The 20,716-nt window shown below is 65.9% G+C and carries 16 protein-coding genes; 3 read left to right on the plus strand and 13 right to left on the minus strand.

Annotated elements, in window-relative coordinates; translation table 11 throughout:
• The first annotated feature begins 271 nt into the window (after nt 1-271).
• Both EHH60_RS25125 and EHH60_RS25130 read left to right on the plus strand, forming a co-directional pair.
• Complete coding sequence (locus EHH60_RS25125; protein WP_124162096.1) at nt 272-1,300, plus strand: LysM peptidoglycan-binding domain-containing protein; 1,029 nt, start codon at nt 272-274, stop codon at nt 1,298-1,300.
• Nucleotides 1,301-1,490: 190 nt separating this feature from the next.
• On the plus strand, nt 1,491-2,759 hold the full coding sequence (locus EHH60_RS25130) for a Spy/CpxP family protein refolding chaperone (RefSeq protein ID WP_124162097.1): 1,269 nt from the start codon (nt 1,491-1,493) through the stop codon (nt 2,757-2,759).
• Between the two features lie 132 nt (nt 2,760-2,891).
• Here the strand turns inward: EHH60_RS25130 and EHH60_RS25135 are convergent, their stop codons facing one another.
• The 10 genes from EHH60_RS25135 to EHH60_RS25180 all read right to left on the minus strand — a co-directional run bounded on the left by EHH60_RS25135 (nt 2,892) and on the right by EHH60_RS25180 (nt 14,689).
• Nucleotides 2,892-3,935 carry a uroporphyrinogen decarboxylase family protein gene (locus tag EHH60_RS25135; RefSeq protein ID WP_199751975.1) on the minus strand — a complete coding sequence of 348 codons (1,044 nt, stop codon included), beginning with the start codon at nt 3,933-3,935 and terminating at the stop codon, nt 2,892-2,894.
• Between the two features lie 51 nt (nt 3,936-3,986).
• Nucleotides 3,987-4,856 (minus strand): fumarylacetoacetate hydrolase family protein, encoded by an 870-nt coding sequence (locus EHH60_RS25140; RefSeq protein ID WP_124162098.1) that lies wholly within the window; start codon nt 4,854-4,856, stop codon nt 3,987-3,989.
• A gap of 3 nt (nt 4,857-4,859) precedes the next feature.
• Complete coding sequence (locus tag EHH60_RS25145; RefSeq protein WP_124162099.1) at nt 4,860-5,519, minus strand: polysaccharide deacetylase family protein; 660 nt, start codon at nt 5,517-5,519, stop codon at nt 4,860-4,862.
• Between the two features lie 9 nt (nt 5,520-5,528).
• Entirely contained in the window at nt 5,529-6,338 is an 810-nt protein-coding gene (locus EHH60_RS25150; RefSeq protein WP_124162100.1) for an ABC transporter permease, read from the minus strand.
• A 7-nt stretch (nt 6,339-6,345) separates the two neighbouring features.
• Nucleotides 6,346-7,152: an ABC transporter ATP-binding protein gene (locus tag EHH60_RS25155; protein WP_245454583.1), complete on the minus strand. Its 807-nt coding sequence runs from the start codon at nt 7,150-7,152 to the stop codon at nt 6,346-6,348.
• The gene (locus EHH60_RS25160) at nt 7,131-7,886 is read right to left on the minus strand and encodes an ABC transporter permease (protein ID WP_124162102.1); all 756 of its coding nucleotides are present in this window, start codon (nt 7,884-7,886) and stop codon (nt 7,131-7,133) included. The genes EHH60_RS25155 and EHH60_RS25160 overlap by 22 nt, the downstream gene beginning before the upstream one ends.
• Before the next feature lie 6 nt (nt 7,887-7,892).
• The gene (locus EHH60_RS25165; protein WP_124162103.1) at nt 7,893-8,855 is read right to left on the minus strand and encodes an ABC transporter substrate-binding protein; all 963 of its coding nucleotides are present in this window, start codon (nt 8,853-8,855) and stop codon (nt 7,893-7,895) included.
• A gap of 48 nt (nt 8,856-8,903) precedes the next feature.
• Nucleotides 8,904-9,611, minus strand: coding sequence for a GntR family transcriptional regulator (locus EHH60_RS25170; RefSeq protein ID WP_245454584.1), 708 nt, complete (start codon nt 9,609-9,611; stop codon nt 8,904-8,906).
• Between the two features lie 318 nt (nt 9,612-9,929).
• Nucleotides 9,930-12,377: an adenylate/guanylate cyclase domain-containing protein gene (locus EHH60_RS25175; protein ID WP_124162105.1), complete on the minus strand. Its 2,448-nt coding sequence runs from the start codon at nt 12,375-12,377 to the stop codon at nt 9,930-9,932.
• Nucleotides 12,378-12,625: 248 nt separating this feature from the next.
• Nucleotides 12,626-14,689 carry an AsmA family protein gene (locus EHH60_RS25180; protein WP_124162106.1) on the minus strand — a complete coding sequence of 688 codons (2,064 nt, stop codon included), beginning with the start codon at nt 14,687-14,689 and terminating at the stop codon, nt 12,626-12,628.
• Nucleotides 14,690-14,923: 234 nt separating this feature from the next.
• Between EHH60_RS25180 and EHH60_RS25185 the strand changes: the two genes are divergently transcribed.
• Nucleotides 14,924-15,598 carry a Crp/Fnr family transcriptional regulator gene (locus EHH60_RS25185; protein WP_124162107.1) on the plus strand — a complete coding sequence of 225 codons (675 nt, stop codon included), beginning with the start codon at nt 14,924-14,926 and terminating at the stop codon, nt 15,596-15,598.
• Between the two features lie 95 nt (nt 15,599-15,693).
• Here EHH60_RS25185 and EHH60_RS25190 read toward each other — a convergent pair whose 3' ends face one another.
• From EHH60_RS25190 to EHH60_RS25200, 3 genes are all read right to left on the minus strand, one after another.
• Nucleotides 15,694-18,843: an efflux RND transporter permease subunit gene (locus EHH60_RS25190; protein WP_124162108.1), complete on the minus strand. Its 3,150-nt coding sequence runs from the start codon at nt 18,841-18,843 to the stop codon at nt 15,694-15,696.
• Nucleotides 18,843-19,772, minus strand: a complete 930-nt coding sequence (locus tag EHH60_RS25195) for an RND family efflux transporter (protein ID WP_124162109.1) — start codon at nt 19,770-19,772, stop codon at nt 18,843-18,845. Before EHH60_RS25195 ends, EHH60_RS25190 begins: the two co-directional genes overlap by 1 nt.
• A gap of 156 nt (nt 19,773-19,928) precedes the next feature.
• Nucleotides 19,929-20,594: an OmpA family protein gene (locus EHH60_RS25200; protein WP_199751978.1), complete on the minus strand. Its 666-nt coding sequence runs from the start codon at nt 20,592-20,594 to the stop codon at nt 19,929-19,931.
• Between the last annotated feature and the right edge of the window lie 122 nt (nt 20,595-20,716).

Consider the following 20,716-nt stretch of genomic DNA (forward strand, 5'->3'; position numbering starts at 1 on the left):
AGCGGATGGTTTGGAAATTTTCGTTGGAGACGCCGCGCTTCCGCATTCGCCTTGGCGACCATCGCCGGCACGTCGAAGTTGCCGGTCTCGCGATCGTAGCGGTAGCGCCAGTCGGCCCGTCCCTTCGCGAATGAGGGGCGGCGGCGGGTAGCGCCGGTTCATCCCGGGCGCTGGGACGAAGGCTTGTCATCCCATCGACCGTCTTGCTGCCGCAGCCAAATCGGCGCACTTTGCCGCCTTCGGCTGATTTGCCACTCAAGGTCCTTTTCCGATGATGACCGCATCCAAGGCCTTTATTGCCCTCTGTCTGCTCGCACTGGTCGGCACCGCATTGGTGGTCGGCCCGACCGAGCTGCGCCGCCTGCTGCCGGACGGGACCAAGACCGCCGTTGCCGCCAGGCCGGAGGCCAAAGTCGAGCCCAAGGCGGAACAGCCCAAATCGGCGCTCAGGCCGGAACAGCCAAAGCTCGCCGCCGGCGCGCCGTCTGCGGCGCCGCCCGCCGAGCCGAAGGCGGGCGCGCTGGCCGAGACCCAGAGCCAGGTCACGGCCGCGCTCGCCGATCTCGCGCCGGTCAAGCCGCTGCCGCCGGTTGCGGATAGCGGTCCTCGTTTCGACGTCGCCCGCGTCGACGATCACGGCGAGGCGGCGGTGATTGCGGGCCGCGCCGCGCCGGGCGCAAGGGTCGAGCTGCTGCGCGACGGCAAGCCGCTCGATAGCGTGGTCGCGGACGCCTCAGGCCAGTTCGTGATGACTCCGCCGCAGCTTCCGCCCGGTTCTTATGAACTGACGCTCCGGGCCAAGGCACCGGACGGCACCGTGACCGAGTCCGGCCGGACTATGCCGGTGACCATCGCCGAGGCGGCGCCGCCGCCCGCGCGGCCCGCACCGGCAGCGAAGCAAGACGCGGGACAGGAGCCGAAGCAGGCCGAGAAGCCCGACGACAAGCCGGATGTCGTGGCCGCCCTGCCATCGGCCTCGCCGCGTCTGGCTTCAGCGCCTGACAGGCAGGCGGGCCGGCCGCGATTGACCGGCGCGCCGAAACCCAAGGTCCTCGCGCGTGCGCCGGCGGACACCGCGGTCGCATCGGCCTCGCCGGCAGACGTGCTCACCGCCGCACCGGCGCAGCCCGGCGGCAGCCGGGTCATCGCCCGTGGCGACAGTCTGTGGGCTCTGAGCCGGCTCGCCTACGGTGACGGCGCCCGTTACGCGGTGATCTTCAAGGCCAACCGCGACAAGATCAACAACCCTAACCTGATCTATCCCGGCCAGACTTTCGTGATGCCGCAAAAGGCGGAGTGAGGGCGCGGTCCGTCCTCTCCCCACCCAGGCGGGCGACTTGAAAGTCGCTGTCCGCGAGCAGAGCGCGCGGTCGCCCGCGACGCTTTGCCCTGTGTCTCTCCGGAACAATCGGTTCCCTCGCGCGTCATTGTGATGCGGCGCATTGCGCTTGGCGCTGGGAGGAGGGGCCGAGGTGCTCAGGTCCGCGATCATGGCGAGACGCATGAAGCTGGCGCTGGCTGGCGCCGCTCTCGCGATTGCGGCAATGCTGCTGCCTGACAGAGCCGAGGCGCAGTTCGGATTGCGCGGCGGTCCGCTTGGGGTCGCACGTTTCGCCTTCGGCCATATGCTCGGCCTGTCGCGCCTGCGCCACTCCCGCATGGCCGTGCGCGGCAGCCGATACCGCTCCGCCGCGCTGAGGGCGCAGGATCCGCGCGGGGCCGAGCGCGGCCGGCTGACCAACCCATACGTCCTGCGTGCGGCCCTCACGGCGCAGGCCGCGCTGTCGGGCTGGCATGGCGGGCGCCGCCCGCAGGGCTGGTGGCGTCATCCCGACGGCAGCTACGGATGGACCGGCCCGGTGTTCTGGCCGTTCGCGCATGACGATCTCACCACAGCGATCATGTTCGGCGACACCACCAGCCTGTCATTGTACGGCTATGGCGACATCTATGCCGCGATCTTCTCGCCCTATGCGGTGTCCGAGCTCGCCGCCTACACCGCGCCGCAAAGCCGGCGCGGACGAAGGGTCCCGACGGCTGAGACGCTCTGCGAGGCCAGCGACACCGGCGGTCTGCCGGTCGACCGCATCGCCGCGGCCGTAACACCGAACGAGTTGCAGCGCACTGCGCTCGACGAGCTCGCATCCGCCTGGAATGCGGCGCGCGACACCATCGGCACCGCCTGCCCGGCGCAGGCGCCCGCCAATGCGTCGGAGCGCCTCGGCCTGATGCGCGGGCGCATCGAGGCCATGATCAGGGCAATTGACGCAATCGAAGCGCCGCTTTCGAAGTTCGTCGATCTCCTCAATGACGACCAGAAAGCCAGGCTCAATGCCCTCGCCAACGAGCGTCGCGCCGCGCTTGCCGCGGTTCAGGGCAAGGACACGCAGGCCGCCGCCGCCTGCCAGCCCGACTACGATCCCCGCTATGACGAAAAGGCGCAGCGCCAATATGAGCAGCTCGTGCAACAGCAATGGCCCGCCGCCGAGATCGCCTCGACGCTCCGCCTCGACGAGGTCGGCCGCGCCCGCCTCGAGGTGCTCCAGGACACCACCCTGCGCACCATGCAGACGCTCAGCGCCTGCCCGGCCGAGCCCGCCGCGACACCGCAGGCCCGCCTCGCGGCCGTGAAGGCGCGGCTGCAGACGATGCTGCAGGAAGTCGGCGGCGTGACTGATGCACTCGACGACTTCCAGGCAGATCTGAGCGACGAGCAGAAGGCCGGGTTCGAGGCGATCGGGCCGAAGCGGGGGGCGTGAGACCGAAGCCGCAATGCCCCTCGTGAAGGTCGCTAAAGCATGATCCGGAAAAATGCGCAGCCGTTCTCCGAACGATCATGCCGAAACAACAACCTCAAGCGCGATGACGATTCATTCTAATCGCATCGCGCTTTAGCCGATTTCCCGCCGGACCTTCGCCGCTGCGTCGCACATGGCCTTCAGCTTCCCGAACGCTGTTGCGCGCGGCATGTATTTCATGCCGCAATCCGGCGCCGGGACGAGACGATCCGGCGAGACATATTTCAGGCCGTTGCGGATGCGGTCGGCGACGGTATCGACGCTCTCGATGGCGGGATCCGCGAGGTCAAGCACGCCGAGCATGATCTTCTTCGACGAGAGGTCCTTGAGCACGCCGAGGTCGAGCTTCGGCTGGGCCGCCTCGATCGAGATCTGGTCGGCAATGGTGTCGTCCAGCTCGGCAAGGAAGGAATAGCCGGCGGGCTTGTTCGAGCCGGGCACGACGGCGGCATAGCCAAAGCAGAGATGCACCACGGTCGGCACCGTGATGCCCTGCAGCGCGCGATTGATCGCCTTGACGGCATAGCGCTTGGCGAGCTCCGGATTGTTGCGCACCCAGGGCTCGTCGAGCTGGATCACGTCGGCGCCGGCTTTCTGCAGGTCGAGCGCCTCGGCATTGACGGCCTCGGCGAGCGCCATCGCGAGCTCTTCCTCGTCCTTGTAGAACTCGTTCTTGGCCTGCTGGCTCATCGTGAATGGGCCAGGAAGGGTGATCTTCGCCGCGCGCTCGGTGTTCTCTCGCAGGAACCGCATGTCATGCAGCTCGACCGGGCCTTTGCGCCTCACAGGGCCGACGACGCGCGGCACCGGCGTCTGGGTGTTGCCGGTGCGCGCCACGATCATCGCCGGATTGTCTCCGTCGATGCCGTCGAGCGCGGTGGCGAAGCGATTGGAGTAACTCTCGCGGCGGATTTCGCCGTCGGTCACGATATCGATGCCGGCGCGCTCCATGTCGCGGATCGCGACGATGGTGGCGTCGTCCTGGGCTTCTTCCAGGTGTTCCGGCGGCAACCGCCACATGTCGTGCAGGCGGGTGCGCGGCACCACCTTCGACAGCATCGCGCGATTCACCAGCCATTCCGGCTGCGGATAGCTGCCGACCACCGTGGTCGGCAGGATGTGCGCTGGCATGGGCATGGGGTTCTCCTTCTTCTTGTTGTTGTGGCTTGTCGTTGATGAGCGCGGCTGTCAGGCCGCGCGCGCTGCCGCGGCCGATTTCTCGTCCTTGACGGGATTGCGCAGGATGCCGATGCCGGAGATCTCGATCTCGACGACGTCGCCGCCCTTCATCCACAGCGGCGGCGTGCGATAGGCGCCGACGCCGCCGGTCGTGCCTGTCACGATCACGTCGCCGGGCACCAGCTCCGTGAAGGTCGAGCAATAGGCGATCAGGGCCGGCACGTCGAAGACGAGATCGGAGATCGGAGCCTTTTGCACCTCGACGCCGTTGAGCCGGGTGATCAGCGTCTGCCTGGTGACATCGGTCAATTCGTCGGTCGTGACCATCCACGGCCCGAAGCCGCCGGTGCCGACGAAATTCTTGCCCGGCGCGAATTGCGAGGTGTGGCGCTGCCAATCGCGGATGCTGCCGTCATTGTAGCAGGCATAGCCGGCGACATGGCTGAGCGCAGCCTCGCGCGAGATGCGGCGGCCGGCCTTGCCGATGATGACGGCCATTTCGCCTTCATAGTCGAAACGCTCGGACTCCAGCGGCCGGATCATCGGCTGGCCATGGCCGACCTGGCTGTTGGCGAAGCGGGTGAAGATCATCGGATGCGCCGGCGTCGGGTGGCCGCTCTCCGCCAGATGGGTGGCATAGTTGACGCCGATGCAGAAGATCTTGTCTGGATCGGGAATGGTCGGCAGCAGCGCGACGTCCTCGAGCGCGTAATCGGGCTTCTCGCCGGCGAGCTTCTTCAACTCGTCCAGCGAGCCCTTCGCGAGCAGCGCCTTCAGCGTCGGATAGGCCTTCACGCGCTTGCCGGCGTCGATGACACCCTTGTCGGTGACGATGCCATAGCTCGCCGCGCCTGATATCGTGAAGCTTGCAACTTTCATCGGTCAAACACTCTCTTCGATGGAGGAAACATAATCGTCGATGGGAAGCGCGATCTCCCCGTCGCGGATGGGAACGCAAGGCGGCGGAAAGTCTTGGCGGAAGCGGGCGCCGGCCGCAGTGGCGCGATCGAAAAAGCGTTCCAGATGATCCATCGCGCCGGTCGGCAGATCGTGCAGCACCATCAGCGTCCAGGGCTGCCGGCTGCACTGGTCGAGTGCGCGCTCGGTCCAGCCGTCGGGGTCGTCCCAGTCGCGCGGAATGGAATTCCAGAGCACGCAGCTGTGCTTCTTGCGCGCGAGATAGTCGACAACGGATGGCTTGAGCAGCCGCTTGTCCAGATTGCCGCCGCCACCGAACGGCCGGAACCAGCGCTGCGGATGCGCGAGATCGCCAATGGCGTCCTGCGTACGGCCGATCTCGCTCTCCGCGGTATCGCGTCCGGATTGCTCGCCAAGCGGAATGCTGTGCGTAAAGGTGTGATTGCCGATCCAGTGTCCCTCGCGGTGCGCGCGCTCCGCAAGGCCGCGCCGCTCGGGATCGACAAGCTTCTCGCCGATGACGAAGAAGGTAGTCTTGATGCCGCGCTGGCCGAGAATGTCGAGCACGCGCGGCGTCACGTCGGGATCGGGGCCGTTGTCGAATGTCAGGGTCAGGTCGTACACGCGCGTACCTCAGGTCGCCGGCTGCATCGCGCCCGAGGCGATGTCGTCGTTGGCCTGACCGGCGCGGGTGCCGGTCTGCCAGATCGCGGCCTTGCGCTCGATCCAGCGGATGGCGGCGTTGAAGGCGATGGCGAGGAACAGCACGAGCAGCACGCCTGCGAACACGTGCGGGCTGTCGAGGATCGTCCGGTAGCGCGAGATCAGGTAGCCGATTCCGGCGGAGGAGATCAGCATCTCCGAGACGACGACGCCGACGATGACCAGCGCACCGCCGACGCGCAGACCCGACAGCACTGTCGGGATTGCCGCCGGGATAATGACACGGACCAGCCGCTGGCTCAGCGTCGCGCCCATGCTCCGCGCGGCGAGCAGAAGTTGCGGATCGATGGTCTGGATGCCGGCCGCAGTGGCGAGCATCGTCGGCAGGAACCCGTAAATCGAGGCGAACGCGATCTTGGATTCGGAGCCGATGCCGAGCCACACCGTGAAAACGGGATAGAGGATCACAAGCGGCACCGCATAGAGGCTCGACACCATCGGCATGATCAGCACGCGCGGACGCGGCAAGCTGCCGACGATGGCGCCGAGCAGGATGCCGCCGCCGCAGGCAAACGCCATGGAGACCACGACCTCGTAAAGTGTCACCCCGAGCGCATGACCGTATTCACCGGCGTCGGTCCACCCCGCCATCAGCGTCGACGACAGCGACGGCAGGAATAGCTCGGGAATGAGGCCGGTGCGCGGCAGCAGCTCCCACAGCGCAATCAGGCCGATCACGATCAGATGTCGCAGCGTCTTCGCACTGATCCTGGCACTCATCTCCGCCTCACGCCGATTTGCGGATGTGCCGCCAGATGCGATCGCGCAGGCTGCCGAAGGTATCGCCGCTCAGCATCTCGTAGGTGCGCGGCCGCGGCAACTGGACCTGGAGATGGTCCACGATCCGGCCGGGCCGCGCCGACATCACGATCACCTCGTCGGCGAGATAGACGGCTTCGGTCAGGCTGTGCGTGACGAACACGACCGTCTTGCCGGTGGCGGCCCAGATGCGCAGCAGCTCGTCGCCCATGGTCATGCGCGTCTGCTCGTCGAGCGCCGCGAACGGCTCATCCATCAGCAGCACCGGTGGGTCCTGCACCAGCCCGCGCGCGATCGAGACGCGCTGCTTCATTCCGCCCGAGAGTTCATGCGGATGACGTCTGCCGAAGCCTTCGAGCCCGACCAGCTTCAATGCATCCTGCGCCTTGGCTCGCCGCTCGGCCTTGGGAACGCCGCGAAGCGCCAGCGGAAATTCGACATTGTCCTCCGCCGTCAGCCAGGGGAACAGGCTCGGCTCCTGGAACACCACGCCGACCCTGTCGGGGTCGGGCTGCAGGATCGGCGCGCCGCTGATCGTGACGGTGCCCGCGGTCTGCTGACGCAGCCCCGCCATCATCATCAAGAGAGTCGACTTGCCGCAGCCGCTCGGGCCGACCAGCACGACGAAGCGGCCGGGCTTGACCTCGAGCGAGACGTCCTCCAGCGCGACGACGTCTTGCGACCGGGTCTTGAACACCTGGCCGACATTCTTCACCTCGATCGCGCCGGCGCGCGCGGCGGGCTTGAGCGGCGTCACGTTCGCCAATGGCTGCATCGCGTTTCCACCCATCTGACAAGTTCGTTGAAGGTCATGGCGATCGCGGCCACCATCACGACGCCGGCGAGAAGCTGCTTCATCTGGAAATTCTCGCCCCAGATTGCGATCTGATGGCCGATCCCGTCGCGTGAGGCGTACATCTCGGCGAGGATCACGCCGGTGAGGTTGAAGATCATGGAGATCCGCAGCGCCTCCAGCAGAACCGGCAGCATGCTCGGCAAATAGACCCGGAATGCCGTCTGCCATGGCGTGGCGCCATAGGAGCGCGCCACCGTCAGATGCTCGACCTTGACGGACTCGACCGCCGTCGTGGTCGACATGATCACGATGAAGATCGTGGAGAAGAAGCCGAAGCCGACCTTCTGGGCAAAGCCGACCCCGAACACCAGGATGAACATCGGCAGGAAGATCGATTTCGGGATGCTGAAGGCGAAGAACAGCAGCGGCTTGGCGACATCGGCGAAGTAGCAGTTCTCCGCGATCAGGAAGCCGATCACCGCGCCGAACGGCACGGCGAGCGCGAATGCCGTCAGCACCTCGGTCGCGGTGACCATCAGGTCCTTCTGCACGGCCGCGCGCTGCAGGAGATCGCCGAGCGTCACGAATGTGTCGGACGCCGAGGGCAGCAGGCGCGGATTGACGATGCCGGTGCGCGACAGCACCTCCCACAGCGCCAGGATGGCGACGATGATCGCGATCCGCGCAAGGTTGATGGCGAGCGTGCTCTGCATCGCCAACTACTTGGTCGGGACGGGTTTGAACTTGGTCGAGATCACGTCCTCGACCGGCACGATGTCCTTGAGCCCGCCGAGCTTGGCGAGGTCGAGCGAAAGCTGCACCGCCGCGCTCACGTTGGCTGCGCCCATGTCGCCGCTGGTCTCGAGCTTCATGATCGTGTTGTCGTATTCGAGACCGGCGATCTCCGGCGGCATCTCATAGAGCTCGGCGATCAGCTTGACGGTGACGTCGCGATTGGCGCGCATGAACGCGACCGCGCCGTAGAGAGCGTTCACGGCCTTCTGCACCAGCTGAGGCTTGGCCTCGGCGAACTTGTCGAGCACGATCCAGCCCGCGGTCAGGTTCGGCGGAACCGCGGTCGCGTAGTCGAGTATGGACTTGGCCTCGCCGGACTTCGAGATCTGGAAGCTCAGCGGCGAATAGACCACGGCGGCGTCGACATTGCCGGCCAGAAGGTTCGGCACAAGGCCGCCGCCGCCGACCGGGACGCGCGTGAAGTCGATCTTCTTGTCCTGGATGGTCCACAGCGCAAGCAGGTCCGAGCCTGAGCCGGCCGCGGTGATCGCCACCTTCTTGCCGTTGAGGTCCTTGACGTCGAGCGTCGATTTGGCCGGCACCATCAGCTGCCAGCCGAAATTGCCCATCGCGGCATTGGCAACGATGCGCGACATCACGCCCTTCTTGCGCCCGGCGGAGACCAGCGAGGGTGGGTCGAGGATGATGTCGGCGGCGCCCGCAGCCATGCCTTCGAACGTTTCCGCGCCGCTGCGATAGATGGTCAGCTCGGCCTTGATGCCTTCCTTCTCGAACAGCTTTTGCCGCACCGCCGTCTCGGCGATCGTCGTCGGCCAGTATGTTTTCGTGGGCAGGCCGACGCGAATGGTGTCGGCGGCGTTCGCAGGGCCGACGAAAATTGCGGCGGCAACGAGCGACATGAACGCGTGACGGCGATTGATCTTCATTGTTTCCTCCCGGTCTCTCTTTTTTGTTTGCCGGATTCTTCCGGATCGTCAGGTCGTGCGGCTCACCTCCGCAATGCGTGAGGCGGCGAGCTCGACGAACTCCTTGGTGGTGCCGAAATGCTTTGACAACGCGCGAACTGCCGCATCCGCGTCGCGCTTCACCACGGCGGCGACGATCGCCTCGTGTTCAGCCTCGACGTTGCGCGGCTTGACGCCGGGCTCGCGTCGGATCGAGAGACGGCGATATCTCTCGCTTTGCTCATGCAACACGTCGCGGAAGCCGAGCAGCCATGGCGAGCCGCAGGCGTTGACCAGCGCGCGGTGGAAAATGCGGTGACGGATCACCCATTCCTCGTAATGCACGGTCGGATCATCAGGGTAGTGATAGGGGACGGCCTTCAGGTCCCTCCACGTCGACTCCACCGACGCGAGCCAGGCATCGTCGCCCCGCTCGATCGAACGGCGCAGCGCGAGGCCTTCGATGTCGATCCGGGTCTGCGTGACGTCAGCGAGATCGGCGAGCGACACCGGGCTCACGCGGAAGCCGCGCTGGTCGGACGCCTGCACGAGGCCGTCGGCGACGAGACGTGACAGAGCCTCGCGAACGGCGGCAAGGCTCACCGAGAACGTCTTGGCAAGGCCGGCGATATGCAGCTTCTGACCCGGCAGAAGCCGAGCTGCCAGGATGTCTGCGCGCAACCGCTCATGCAGCGCCGACGTCAGGCTGCGCGGACCGTCGCCGGGGTTTCCGGACATATCGAACTGAAGCGGACCCATTGCGGGATGATTGCAAGGCGGTACCCGTGCGGTCAACAAAAAATCGAAAATCGATTTATTGGAATGTTGAGGGCTGAGTGAGATCTACGCCAAGCTGCTGGAGAAGCTCTCAAACCGGGGCGGCATCACCGGCGCGATCTTCCTGAAGGCGCAGAGCAAGATTCAGGACCCGCCAAACTCAAAATTCCGTCCAGCTCACGCCGTCGTCGCCGCCTACCCCGAATGCCCGCGTAAGTCATTGATCTCAAAGCCTCTGCCTACTGTGCATGGGGTTGTTTTCGCATTTTTTGTTTGCGGCTACCCCCGCATCCGCACCGCCGACGCATCCACCACGTTCTCCACCTCCTCGCGCCAGCTCAGGATCTCCATCGCCAGCACGGGGTGGTTGAAGCCCTTGAGCTGGAGATCGTCGAGGGCGCGGGCCTCCACCCAGGGCTCGACCATGCCGTAGACGCGGCGGCTGACCACGATCTGGTTCGGCTTGGCTTCGCCGCAGAGGCGGGAGGCGAGGTTGGTGACGCTGCCAATCGCGGCATATTCCAGCCGCTGCTCGAAGCCGACCTGGCCGAGCGTGGCATAGCCGAGTGCGACGCCGATGCCGAAGCCCAGGCTATGCCCGCGGTTGCGCCAGCGCTCGGTCAAGGGGCCGATGGTGTCGCGCATCTCCACCGCCATCTTCACCGCGCGCCTGGTGTGATCCTCGAACTGGATCGGCGCGTTGAACAGGATCATCACGCCGTCGCCGGCATATTTGTCCAGCGTGCCCTCATACTTGAAGATCAGCTTGCCGAGCGCTGCGTGATATTCGCGCAGCACGTTCATCGCCTCTTCCGGCTCGGTCGCTTCCGTGAACGCGGTGAAGCCGCGCAGGTCGCAGAACACGACCGTGACCTCGCGGCGCTGGCTGGTGAGCAACCCTTCCGGGCTGTCGGAGGAGGCGATCAGCTGCGCCACCTGCGGCGCCAGGAAACGCTCGAGCTTGCGGATGCGCTCGATCTCGCCGAGCTGGGTCCTGACGCGTGCCTCCAGCGACTTGTTCCAGTCCTTGAGCTGCTCGGTCTGCTGCTTGAGCTTGTCGGCCTGGGCGCGCACGGTCGTGTTCGCCGCCTCCAGCGCGTGGCTCTTGTGGTCGACCTCGGTGAACAGCCGCGCATTGCGCATCGCCAGCACGGCCTGGTTGGCGAAGGTGCGCATCAGGCCGATGACGCTGCCGGCAAACTCGCCGCCGGCGCGCCGCAGCACCACCAGCGAGCCGAGCGTGCCCTGCTGGTCGATCAGCGGCACCACCAGCACCGAGTTGAAGCCGGCCGCGAGCGCGACCTCGCGCAGCGGCTGCTCGGCGGCTAGGCCGAGCTCGGCAAGCGCGATCGGCTCGCCGCCGGCGGCGGCATCGCTCAGGATGTTCTCGCCTTGCGCGATGGTGACGTGCGCGCCGTCGGCGGATGTGTCGATGCCGCCCGCCTCGACCAGGTTGAAGCGCCGCGTCTCGGCGTCGAAGCCGTAGATCAGCACCGCGTCGGCATGGGTGATCTCGATCGCGCGGGCGGCGATCGTCGCAAGCACCGCGTTGAGATCGAGCGAGGAGGCCACCGCGCGCCCGACCTCCTCCAGCACCTTGAGCTCGTGGATCGACTGCGCGAGATCGCGGGTGCGCTCCTCGACCTTGGTCTCCAGGTTCGAATAGGTCTCCTGGATCTGGTCGGCCATGCGGTTGAACTGCCCGGCGAGGTCCTCCAGCTCGTCGGAGGTGTGCACGTCGATACGGTGGCTGAAATCGCCTTCGCCGAGCCTGTAGGCGCCGTCGCGCAGCGCCGTGATCGGGATGATCATGCGGCGTGCCAGCAGCGTGCTGGCGAGGATCGCGACCATCAGGCCCATGCCGATCAGAAGCGCGATGCGCACCAGCTGGTCGCGGATCGGCATCAGGGCCTGCGTCGTGGGCTGCTCGAACAGCACGCTCCAGCCGAGCTTCGGCACGAGGCTCGCGGCGCTCATCACCGCATGGCCGTTGAAGTCGGTGCCCGACGTGTCCGGCTCGTGGCCGGGTGCGATCGCGGCGGCGACCTGCGGCAGCCTGGAGAGGTCCTTGCCGATTTCGGGCCCTTTCGAAGACGTCGCCAGCACCCGGCCGCGCGGATCGACCACATACGCAAAGGCCGCCTTGCCGACCTGCGCGTCCGACAGGAAGTCGGAGAGGAAGCTGAGATCGATCTCGGCCACGGTGACGCCGGCGTTGAAGCCGGAATGCGCCACCGAGATCGACATCATCGGGGTACGGTCGGCGAACCAAGCCGGTGCATAGCTGACGCCGCGGGCGACGGCGTCGGTGAAGCGCATGTCGCGGGAGAGGTCGGCGTTGCCGCCGGTCGTGGTCGACTGCCTGGAGACACGCAACACCTCGCGGCCGTCGCCGTTGAGTTGGAACAGCTGGTTGACGTCGGAGACCTGGTGCAGCAGCGACGCATAGTCGGCACGGCGCTTCTCCAGCGTGTCCTGGCTCGCCCGCGTCACCCAGCTGATCTGGCGATCGAGCTCGGAGATCGACTGCTCGATCCGCCGGGCGGCTGCCTGCGCCTTGTCCTCCAGCCCGTCGGTCAGCTGTGTTCTGGTTGCGCGATAGGAGATCCAGGTCTCCATCGCGCCGTTGACGGCGAGGACGAACACGACGAGGCCGACGAGGGAGACGACGTATTTGGCGAACAGGCCCTCGCGCAGAAACCGTGTCTTGTCGCTCGCTCCTGCCATCCCGATCCTCTCGCGCCGCCATCGACGCCGGCGCTACGGGCCGTGCAGGCCCCTCCGGCCGTTCTACCACAATTTGGGCCGAAGGGCCGTCGCGCGGCCGGGGACCGGCCGGTGTGGTTACCCCTTGCGGACTTCCGGTCAGGTGGAAGGGCGGTGAATTGTCGCAGCCTCATGCGTTCGGAGGAAGCCGCAGGCGTGCAAGCGGATGCAAGGATTTGCCAGTGAAGCCCAGCCCGTCAGTCCGCCGATCACCGGTTGAAGAGCTGCCGCAGCACGTCGTTCATTGGCTGACTGTCCTGCTGCGCGACCGGCGGGTCCTCCACAGCGGGGGCCTCAGGCGAGGCCTGCGGCGCCGGGGTGGAGGGTGTTGCCGGCACGCTGCGGCTGCGGCCGGAGCCGCTGCCCGTTGCGGCGCCATTTGAAAGCCCCTGCTGAATCAGATTGCCGATCGCCTCCCCAAGCGGGCCGCCGAGCAGATTGTTCGGCCCCGGCTGCTGGGCTTGCGGATTGGCGTTGCCAGGAGAATTGCCGCCTGGCGCGGTGGTGCCACCCAGGCCCAGGTTGCTGCCGAAGCTGCCCAGAATGTTGCCGAGCCCGGCGCCGTCGGGGCCGAACAGGCCCTTGCCCATTTCGCGCAGCTTGGCATAGGCGGCATCCGGATTGTCCAGCATGCCGGCCATGTCAGGATAGATCCGCGGCTGCGACCAGCTGCCCTGGATCATCACGGGGATGCCGAAGCCGACCGGCTCCGAGGTGCGGCCCTGGCCTTCGGTCGTCATCACGAGCTTCGGCTCGACGCGAAAGCCCATCATCTTGGTGTCGAGCGCGATGGTGCCGGCGCCGGTCACGCGCACCAGCGGCCCAATCAGATTGAGATCGGTCGTCACCGCCTGGCCCTTGTCGATGCGGAAGGAGGCCGAGAGCTGCGACAGATCCGTGCTCTGCTCCTGGGCGGGGTCCTGATTTGCCTGCCAGCCGGACAGCATGCCCGTCGTCAGCGAGCGGATCATCTGCGCGACGTTGATGCCGCGGATGGCGCCGTCCTGGAAATTGACGAAGGCCGTGCCCTGCATGTTCGCCATCAGCGCGCGCTGACTGTTGCCGGCGCTGCGCAGGGCGAGCTTGGCCTGCAGCTTGCCGTCAATGCGGTCGAATTCGGCAAGGCCCTGCAGCAGCGGCAGCGCGCGCACGCCGACGAGATCGGAATGCATGGCAAAGCTCGGCGCACCGCTGGTCGCATCCAGGATTACTTCGCCCGAGACCTGGCCGCCATAGGCGCCGAGATTGGCGGTGCCGGCCTTCAGCACGCCGCCGGCGAGCTTGGCGTCGAGCGCCAGCGGCGCGATGCGCGCATCGCCGATCAAGGCTTCGTTCGCGGAAATCCGCAACTGCGCATCGACATAGTTGAGCCCGGACAGGTTGATCGGCGCATTGCTCCAGGGCTGCCCGGCCGTGCCCTCCGGCGATTTCGCCAGCGGCATCGCGAGCCGCTGGAAGTCGAGGTCGACCTTGACCAGAGGCTTGCTCGCAATGTCGACCGAAGCCCAGCCGTTGAATGCGCCGTCGCCGAGCCTGCCGTTCAGGCCGTTGATCATCACGACATCGCCATTGAGCCGCATCTCGGCGTGACCGGTGAGCTGGGACTTCAGCACGTCAGGCATGTCGATGGCGAAATCTACCGGCACAGTTGGCCGCTCGGCCGGCGACGCCGGCGTGGCTGTCTTGATATCGAACTTGGTGGGATGATCGCCGACGCGCGCGGTGCCGGTGATATTGACCTTGCGGTCGCGATCGACGGTCGCGTCGGCGTTGATCGCGCTGATGCGGCCCTCGACACGATCGCGCAGGCGCGAGAATGCAACTTCGCCGTCAGTGACCTTGATGTGGTCGATGATGGCGCCATTGGTATCGAGCGCGAGCGGCCTCGACGGGGCGCCGGCACTCGGCAGGCGCTCACGCAGCAGCGGCTGGTAGAGCACGGGATGGGTGACGACGAGCTCGCCGATCTCAGGGCGGCCGGACCATATGCTTGCGAGCGACACGTCGGCCTGCACGCTGTCGACCGTCAGGCGCTTGATGCCGCTGCGGTCCTTGGGGTCGGCAAGCGTGAGGTCGTTCAGGGTGACGTTCAGCGTCGGCCACAGGCTGATCTTCGTGGTGCCGTCGATCGACAGGCGATAGCCGGTCGCGCTCTCGACGCGCGAGGCGATCGTGGAGGTCAGGAAGCCCGAGGGGATTCCTACCATCAGCAGGAGTGCGATCACGATGATGACGGCGGCCAAAGCACCGCCGACGAATTTCAATGCTCTCATGTCGACTTTCCAACGACGGACGATCGGCGTCGAATCCGGCAGATGACCCGTCCTTTGCGCCTTCAGTTTATCCCCGGACGGGAAGCGGCTCCAAGCGCGTAAAAATAGACAGGGGGTGCTGCAAAGTTATGTGACTTATGACACACTTCTCCGGCGCGGTTTTACGCGATCCTGAAGTTCATGGTTCAAGCGATTGCCAGGAACAATGACCAGGACGTTCACAGGGACATTGAAATGAGCAAGCAGGCCGAATTTGCGGTCATCCTGAAGATGAACCCGATGTTCGCCGATCTCGGCGCAGACGAGCTCCAGCGGCTGTCCAATCTTTGTCACACCCAGCATTTGGGGAACGGCGAGGTGCTGTTCCAGAAGGGCGATCCCGGCGATGCGCTGTTCGGCGTGCGCCGCGGCCAGGTCCGCATCGAGACCGGCGCCTCCGACGGCAGCCGGTTGACGTTGAATTTCATGGGGCCGGGCGACCTGTTCGGCGAGGTCGCGGTGCTGGACGGCCAGAACCGCACGGCGGACGCCACCGCGGGCGAGACCAGCGAGCTGTTCGTGCTGCGGCGCGAAGATTTCCTCGGCTTCCTCGAGCGCGAGCCAAAGGTCGCGATCAAGATCATCGCGCTGCTGTGCCAGCGCATCCGCTGGCAGAGCGAGCGCATGGAGGAATCCATGCTGCAGCCGCTGCCGGTTCGACTGGCGCGGCGGCTCTGCGCGCTCGCCGCCGATTTCGGCTCCGAGGTCCACATTTCGCAGGAGCAGCTCGGCGTCTTCGTCGGTGCGGCCCGCGAGAGCGTCAATCGCCAGCTTCAGACCTGGCGCAAGGAGGCGATCCTCGATCTCCAGCGCGGCCGGATATTGCTGCGGAACATGACCAAGCTGACGGCGATCGCGCGGAACGAGTAGGGGAAGCGGTTGCTCGCGGCGTCCGATCTTCTGGCTCGCCGCGCACTCATCATCGCACCCAAAAGGCCGACGTCGTCAGTTTGGGCGACGCGATCTTACTCCGCCGCGGGGTGCACGAAGTTCTTCGGTACGCGGGGCGCCTCCGCTGGTGCCGCTCCGTGATGATCGTCCGTCTCGGCGTCCTCGCTGTGCACGATCAGCCGCTTGCCGAAGCGCCAGATCAGGGCGCCGAAATCATCCATCACCATGAACATCGCGGGCACGAACACCAGCGACAGGATGGTCGAGAAGATCAGGCCACCGATCACCGCGAGCGCCATCGGCGAGCGGAATTCGCCGCCGGCGCCGACCGCGAGCGCGCTCGGCATCATGCCGGCGGCCATCGCGATCGTGGTCATCACGATCGGCCGGGCGCGCTTCATGCCGGCGTCGATCATGGCTTCCTCGCGCGGCTTGCCGGCTCGAATGGCTTCGATCGCGAATTCCACCAGCATGATCGCGTTCTTGGTGACGATACCCATCAGCATCAGGATGCCGATCCACACCGGCGTGGTGAGCTGCTTGCCGGTGACGAGCAGTGCGGCAATGGCGCCGCCGATCGAGAGCGGCAGCGAGAACAGGATGGTGATCGGCTGCAGGAAGGTGCCGAACAGCAGCACCAGCACGGCGTAGACCATCATCAGGCCCGCCGTGATCGCGGTGGCGAAGCCGTCGGATAGTTCGTTCAGGCTTTCGGCATCGCCGGACGGTGAGACCTTCACGCCTTTCGGCAGGGTCTTCATGACGGGCAGGTCGTAGATCTTCTTGGTGGCATCGCCGAGCGCGGCGGAGCCGACGAGGTCGGCCGCGACGGTTGCCTGCCGCTCACGGTCGTAGCGGTTGATGCTGGTCGGACCCTGGTCGAGCTTGACGTCGGCGATAACCGAGAGCGGCACGCCGCCCTTCTCGCCGCGCTCGCCGAGCGGCACGCGGAGCTGCTCGAGCGTCTTCAGATTGCCGCGCGCGGCATCTTCGAGCTGTACCCGGATCGGGACCAGGCGATCGCCGACGTCGAATTTGGCCAGGGCAGGGCCGACGTCGCCGATGGTGGCCACACGGATGGTCTGCGACAGGCTTTCGGTGGACACGCCGAGCCGTGCGGCGAGATCGGCGCGCGGTTCGATACGCAGCTCGGGACGCTCCAGCGAGGTCTCCGAGATCACATTGGAGATGGTGGGAATGCGCTTCATCTGCGTCGCAAGCTCGCTCGCGACGTTGTTGACGATGTTGGGATCGACACCGGTCACCACCAGCGAGATCGCGCGCAGGCCGTTCTCGTCCAGGAACCAGAAGCGGATATCGGGAACGTTCTCCAGCTCCTGGCTGATCGAGAATTCAAGCTCGCGCTGGGTGATGTCGCGGCTGTTCTTGGGCGTGTAATTGATGATCAGGGCGGCGCGCCGGACTTCCTGGGTCCCCGGCGGGACGCGCCCGCCGTCGACGAAGATGCTCTTGACCTCGGGCCGCTTGCGTAGGCGCGCGACGATGTCCTCGGTGACCTTTTCGGTGTAGGCGAGCTGGGTGCCCGGCGGCAGCTCGAGGGCAAGCAGCGAGCGGGCGCTGTCCTGCGCCGGCAGGAAACCCTGCGGCAGCAGCGTGATGCTCCAGATCGAGGCGGCGAAGACGCCGAGGCCGATCAGCACCGTGATGAAATAGTGTCTCACCGACCAGGCCACGATTCGATGATAGGACCGCAATATGCGGCCGGGCGGCGGTTCCACATGCGTATGGTGCTTGAGGAAGTAGGCTGCCAAAACTGGGGTGACGAAGCGGGCCGCGAGCAGCGAGAAGAACACCTGCACCGAGACGGTGATGCCGAACTGCTTGAAGAACTGTCCGGCGATGCCCGACATGAAGCTCGCGGGTGCGAAGATCGCGATGATGGTCAGCGAGATCGCGATGACCGCGAGGCCGATCTCGTCGGCGGCCTCCAGCGCGGCGCGGTAGGGCGACTTGCCCATGTTCATGTGCCGGACGATGTTCTCGATCTCGACGATGGCATCGTCGACGAGAATGCCGGTCGACAGCGTGATGGCGAGAAAGCTGACGAGGTTCAGCGAGAAGCCGAGCAGGTCCATCGCCCAGAACGCCGGGAAGATCGACAGCGGCAGCGAGATCGCGGCGATGACGGTCGCGCGCAGGTCGCGCAGGAACAGCAGCACGATGACGACGGCGAGGATGGCGCCTTCGAACAGGGTCGAGATCGCCGCGTGGTAATTGCCGTTGGTGTATTCGACCGAGGTGTCGATCACCTTCAGATCGACGTCGGGATAGGCGGCTTTCAGCGCGTTGATCCGCTTCTGCACGGCTTCGGCGACCTTCACGTCGCTGGCGCCCTTGGAACGCTTGATGCCGAGCGCGACCACGGGCTCGCCATTGAAGCGGGCGAAGGTGCGGCGGTCGGCGATGGTGTCGGTGACGGTGCCGAGATCATCGAGCCGGACCTCGCCGCCGCCGAACAGCGGGATCATGGTGCCGGCGAGATCGCCCAGCGTCTTGGCGCCCGCGAGCGTGCGGATCGCCTGGTCGTTCTTGCCGATCTCGGCGCGGCCGCCGGCGACGTCGACATTGGTGCCGCGCAGGCTCTGGCTGACATTGACGGCAGTCAGGCCCATGGCCTGCAAGCGATCGGGATCGAGCGAGACCAGGATCTCGCGCTCGACACCGCCGATGCGCTCGACCTGCGCGACGCCGCGCACGCCCTGCAGCGCGCGCTTGACCACGTCGTCGACGAAATAAGAGAGCTGCTCCGGCGTCTTGCCGGGCGAGATCGCGGCATAGGTGACGATCGGCAGGCCGATGACGTCGACGCGCTGGATCAGCGGCTCGGTGACGTTCTGCGGCAGGTTGGAGCGCACGCGCGTCACCGCGTCCTTGACGTCGTTGAGCGCGCGGTCGGTGTTGGTCTCGAGTGCGAACTGGATCGTGGTGACCGACAGTCCGTCGGTGATCGAGGAAGTGATGTGCCTGACGCCCTCGACGCCGGAGACCGCGTCTTCAACCGTCTTGGTGACCTGGGATTCGAGCTCGGCTGGCGCTGCGCCAAACTGCGAGACCGCAACCGAGATCACGGGGATGTCGGCCGAGGGCAGCCGCGTCACCGCAAGCTTGGTGAAGGAGGTCCAGCCGAGAACCAGGAGGATGATCGAAAAGACGACAGACGGCAGCGGATGACGTATAGACCATGCCGAGATATTGAGAGCCATCAGCGTACCCGCGTGCGATCGAGTTCATCGGCGAACATGGTCTTGATCTGGTCGCCGTCATGGAGCGAAGAGCCGGCGTCGGCCACGACGATTTCGCCGACCTCGAGGCCTTCCAGGATTTCCGTCGAGGTGTCGGACGACAGTCCGACCCGCACTTTGCGCGTCTCGACGACATTGCCTTTGACGACCTGCACCATGAGATGGTCGATCGCGGTCTTGGGGATCGAGACGCCGCAGCTGCGCTTGGCGTCGATCGAGGCGCGGGCGAACACGCCGACCTTGAGTGATGGATTGTTGGCGACGCTGATGCGGACGCGCCCGAGCTGGGTCGTGCGGTCGATTTCGGGGGCGACCAGCCGGACGCGTCCGATCAGATCGGGCGCGTCGTCGCGGCTGATGCGCACGGTCGCGCCGGGGCTGAGCTTGGACATGTGCACGGCCGGCACCTGGGCGTCGAGCTCGATCTCGTTGTTGACGGCGATGCGGAACATCGGACCGGCCTGCGGCGAGGCCGGCGCTCCGACGATGGTGCGGACCTCGGTGATGAGCCCCGGCGCGGTTGCTTTCAGCGAGATCGGGCCTTGTGGGCCGGGTCGCTGCGGCTGGCCAGGGATCTGCGGCGGCGCAGTCAGGCGCGCCAGCTCCTGGTTGTCGGCGACGACGGCGCCCTCGGCGACAAAGAGATCGGTGACCCTGGAGCCTTCCTGGTCGGCAACGACCACCGCCTCGCGGCGCGGCACGAAGAAACCGGTCACCCGCACCAGGTCGGAGAAGCAGGCGTTGGTCGACTTCGTCACGATGACGAGCGCCTCGCCCGGCGTCTCCTTCGCTTCGGGGCGATGCCGATGCTCGAACAGATAATAGCCGACACCGAGCGCGGCGACGAACACCACGGTTCCGACTGGCTTGAGATATTCGGTCAAATTCATCGCCGGATCATCCTGGCCTGGCTCACGGCCATCCGCACGAGGCCCAAACAGAGCGTTTCCCTGAAACAAAGCGTCCCGCAAGGTTGCGGGACGCGCTTTGGAAGCGAGACCTTACACCACATCACGACTCGTGACTGCAAAGGATTTAAGTCGAGCTCACTTCGACGCGGTGGTCTTGTTTTCCATGTTGACGACCTGCACGCGGCGATTGACCTCTGCCAGCGGCTGGCTCGGATTCTTGAGCTTGCTCTTGCCATAGCCGACGGTGACGAGATCGGTCGCGGAGATGTTGTATTTCTCGATGAGGTAGCGTTTGATCGAATCGGCGCGACGCTCCGACAGGTCCTGGTTGTAGGCTTCGCCGCCGGCGGCATCGGTGTGGCCGGCGACCACGAAGGTCGAGCCCTTCAGGTCGGGACTGGTCAGCGCCCGGCCGAGCGCCTGCACCGACGGCATCGATTTGGCGCTGATGTTGGCGGAGTTGTAGTCGAACGTGATTTCGAGATCGATGTTCGGCTTGTCCTTGGCGACTGAAGCAATTTCCTCGCGCTCGGTCGAGGACAGCGAACGCGTTGAGCGGCCGCGCACGGACTGCAGCAGCTTGGTCTCCGCCGCGTTCGGCGTGGCCTCGGTCGGCGGGGCGATCGAGAGGCCGCGGGTCAGGGGCTTCTTGGCTGGCGGTGCGAGTGCGCGGACGATCTCGTCCTCGGTGATATTCTTGCTGTTGCTGTCATCTGCTGCGTATGCGCGCGGCAATGACAGAGCGGCGCCGACGACGATGATGGACAGGATCGCCGTAAGTCCCTTTGCAGCCAATCTCATTGCCAGTCCCTCCTGCTCAGCCAGCTTGCGTGCTTCCAAGTTTCAGCAATAAGCCTCGGAAAAGGCCTCTTGCGGCATCCGCCCATTAGTCTTTCTTGGCCCGTTCAAGGTTCGAGGCTTCG

The organism is Bradyrhizobium sp. RP6 (genome assembly GCF_003837805.1).
In the GTDB taxonomy this organism is placed as follows: Bacteria; Pseudomonadota; Alphaproteobacteria; order Rhizobiales; family Xanthobacteraceae; genus Bradyrhizobium.

What these genes read in the sequence shown, in the direction of transcription:
- EHH60_RS25175 (WP_124162105.1), bottom strand. Translation starts at nt 12,377, where the DNA reads ATGGCAGGAGCGAGCGACAAGACACGGTTTCTGCGCGAGGGCCTGTTC.
- EHH60_RS25135 (WP_199751975.1), bottom strand. Translation starts at nt 3,935, where the DNA reads ATGCCCATGCCAGCGCACATCCTGCCGACCACGGTGGTCGGCAGCTAT.
- EHH60_RS25170 (WP_245454584.1), bottom strand. Translation starts at nt 9,611, where the DNA reads ATGTCCGGAAACCCCGGCGACGGTCCGCGCAGCCTGACGTCGGCGCTG.
- EHH60_RS25180 (WP_124162106.1), bottom strand. Translation starts at nt 14,689, where the DNA reads ATGAGAGCATTGAAATTCGTCGGCGGTGCTTTGGCCGCCGTCATCATC.
- EHH60_RS25140 (WP_124162098.1), bottom strand. Translation starts at nt 4,856, where the DNA reads ATGAAAGTTGCAAGCTTCACGATATCAGGCGCGGCGAGCTATGGCATC.
- EHH60_RS25200 (WP_199751978.1), bottom strand. Translation starts at nt 20,594, where the DNA reads ATGAGATTGGCTGCAAAGGGACTTACGGCGATCCTGTCCATCATCGTC.
- EHH60_RS25125 (WP_124162096.1), top strand. Translation starts at nt 272, where the DNA reads ATGATGACCGCATCCAAGGCCTTTATTGCCCTCTGTCTGCTCGCACTG.
- EHH60_RS25195 (WP_124162109.1), bottom strand. Translation starts at nt 19,772, where the DNA reads ATGAATTTGACCGAATATCTCAAGCCAGTCGGAACCGTGGTGTTCGTC.
- EHH60_RS25130 (WP_124162097.1), top strand. Translation starts at nt 1,491, where the DNA reads ATGGCGAGACGCATGAAGCTGGCGCTGGCTGGCGCCGCTCTCGCGATT.
- EHH60_RS25190 (WP_124162108.1), bottom strand. Translation starts at nt 18,843, where the DNA reads ATGGCTCTCAATATCTCGGCATGGTCTATACGTCATCCGCTGCCGTCT.
- EHH60_RS25165 (WP_124162103.1), bottom strand. Translation starts at nt 8,855, where the DNA reads ATGAAGATCAATCGCCGTCACGCGTTCATGTCGCTCGTTGCCGCCGCA.
- EHH60_RS25160 (WP_124162102.1), bottom strand. Translation starts at nt 7,886, where the DNA reads ATGCAGAGCACGCTCGCCATCAACCTTGCGCGGATCGCGATCATCGTC.
- EHH60_RS25155 (WP_245454583.1), bottom strand. Translation starts at nt 7,152, where the DNA reads ATGCAGCCATTGGCGAACGTGACGCCGCTCAAGCCCGCCGCGCGCGCC.
- EHH60_RS25185 (WP_124162107.1), top strand. Translation starts at nt 14,924, where the DNA reads ATGAGCAAGCAGGCCGAATTTGCGGTCATCCTGAAGATGAACCCGATG.
- EHH60_RS25150 (WP_124162100.1), bottom strand. Translation starts at nt 6,338, where the DNA reads ATGAGTGCCAGGATCAGTGCGAAGACGCTGCGACATCTGATCGTGATC.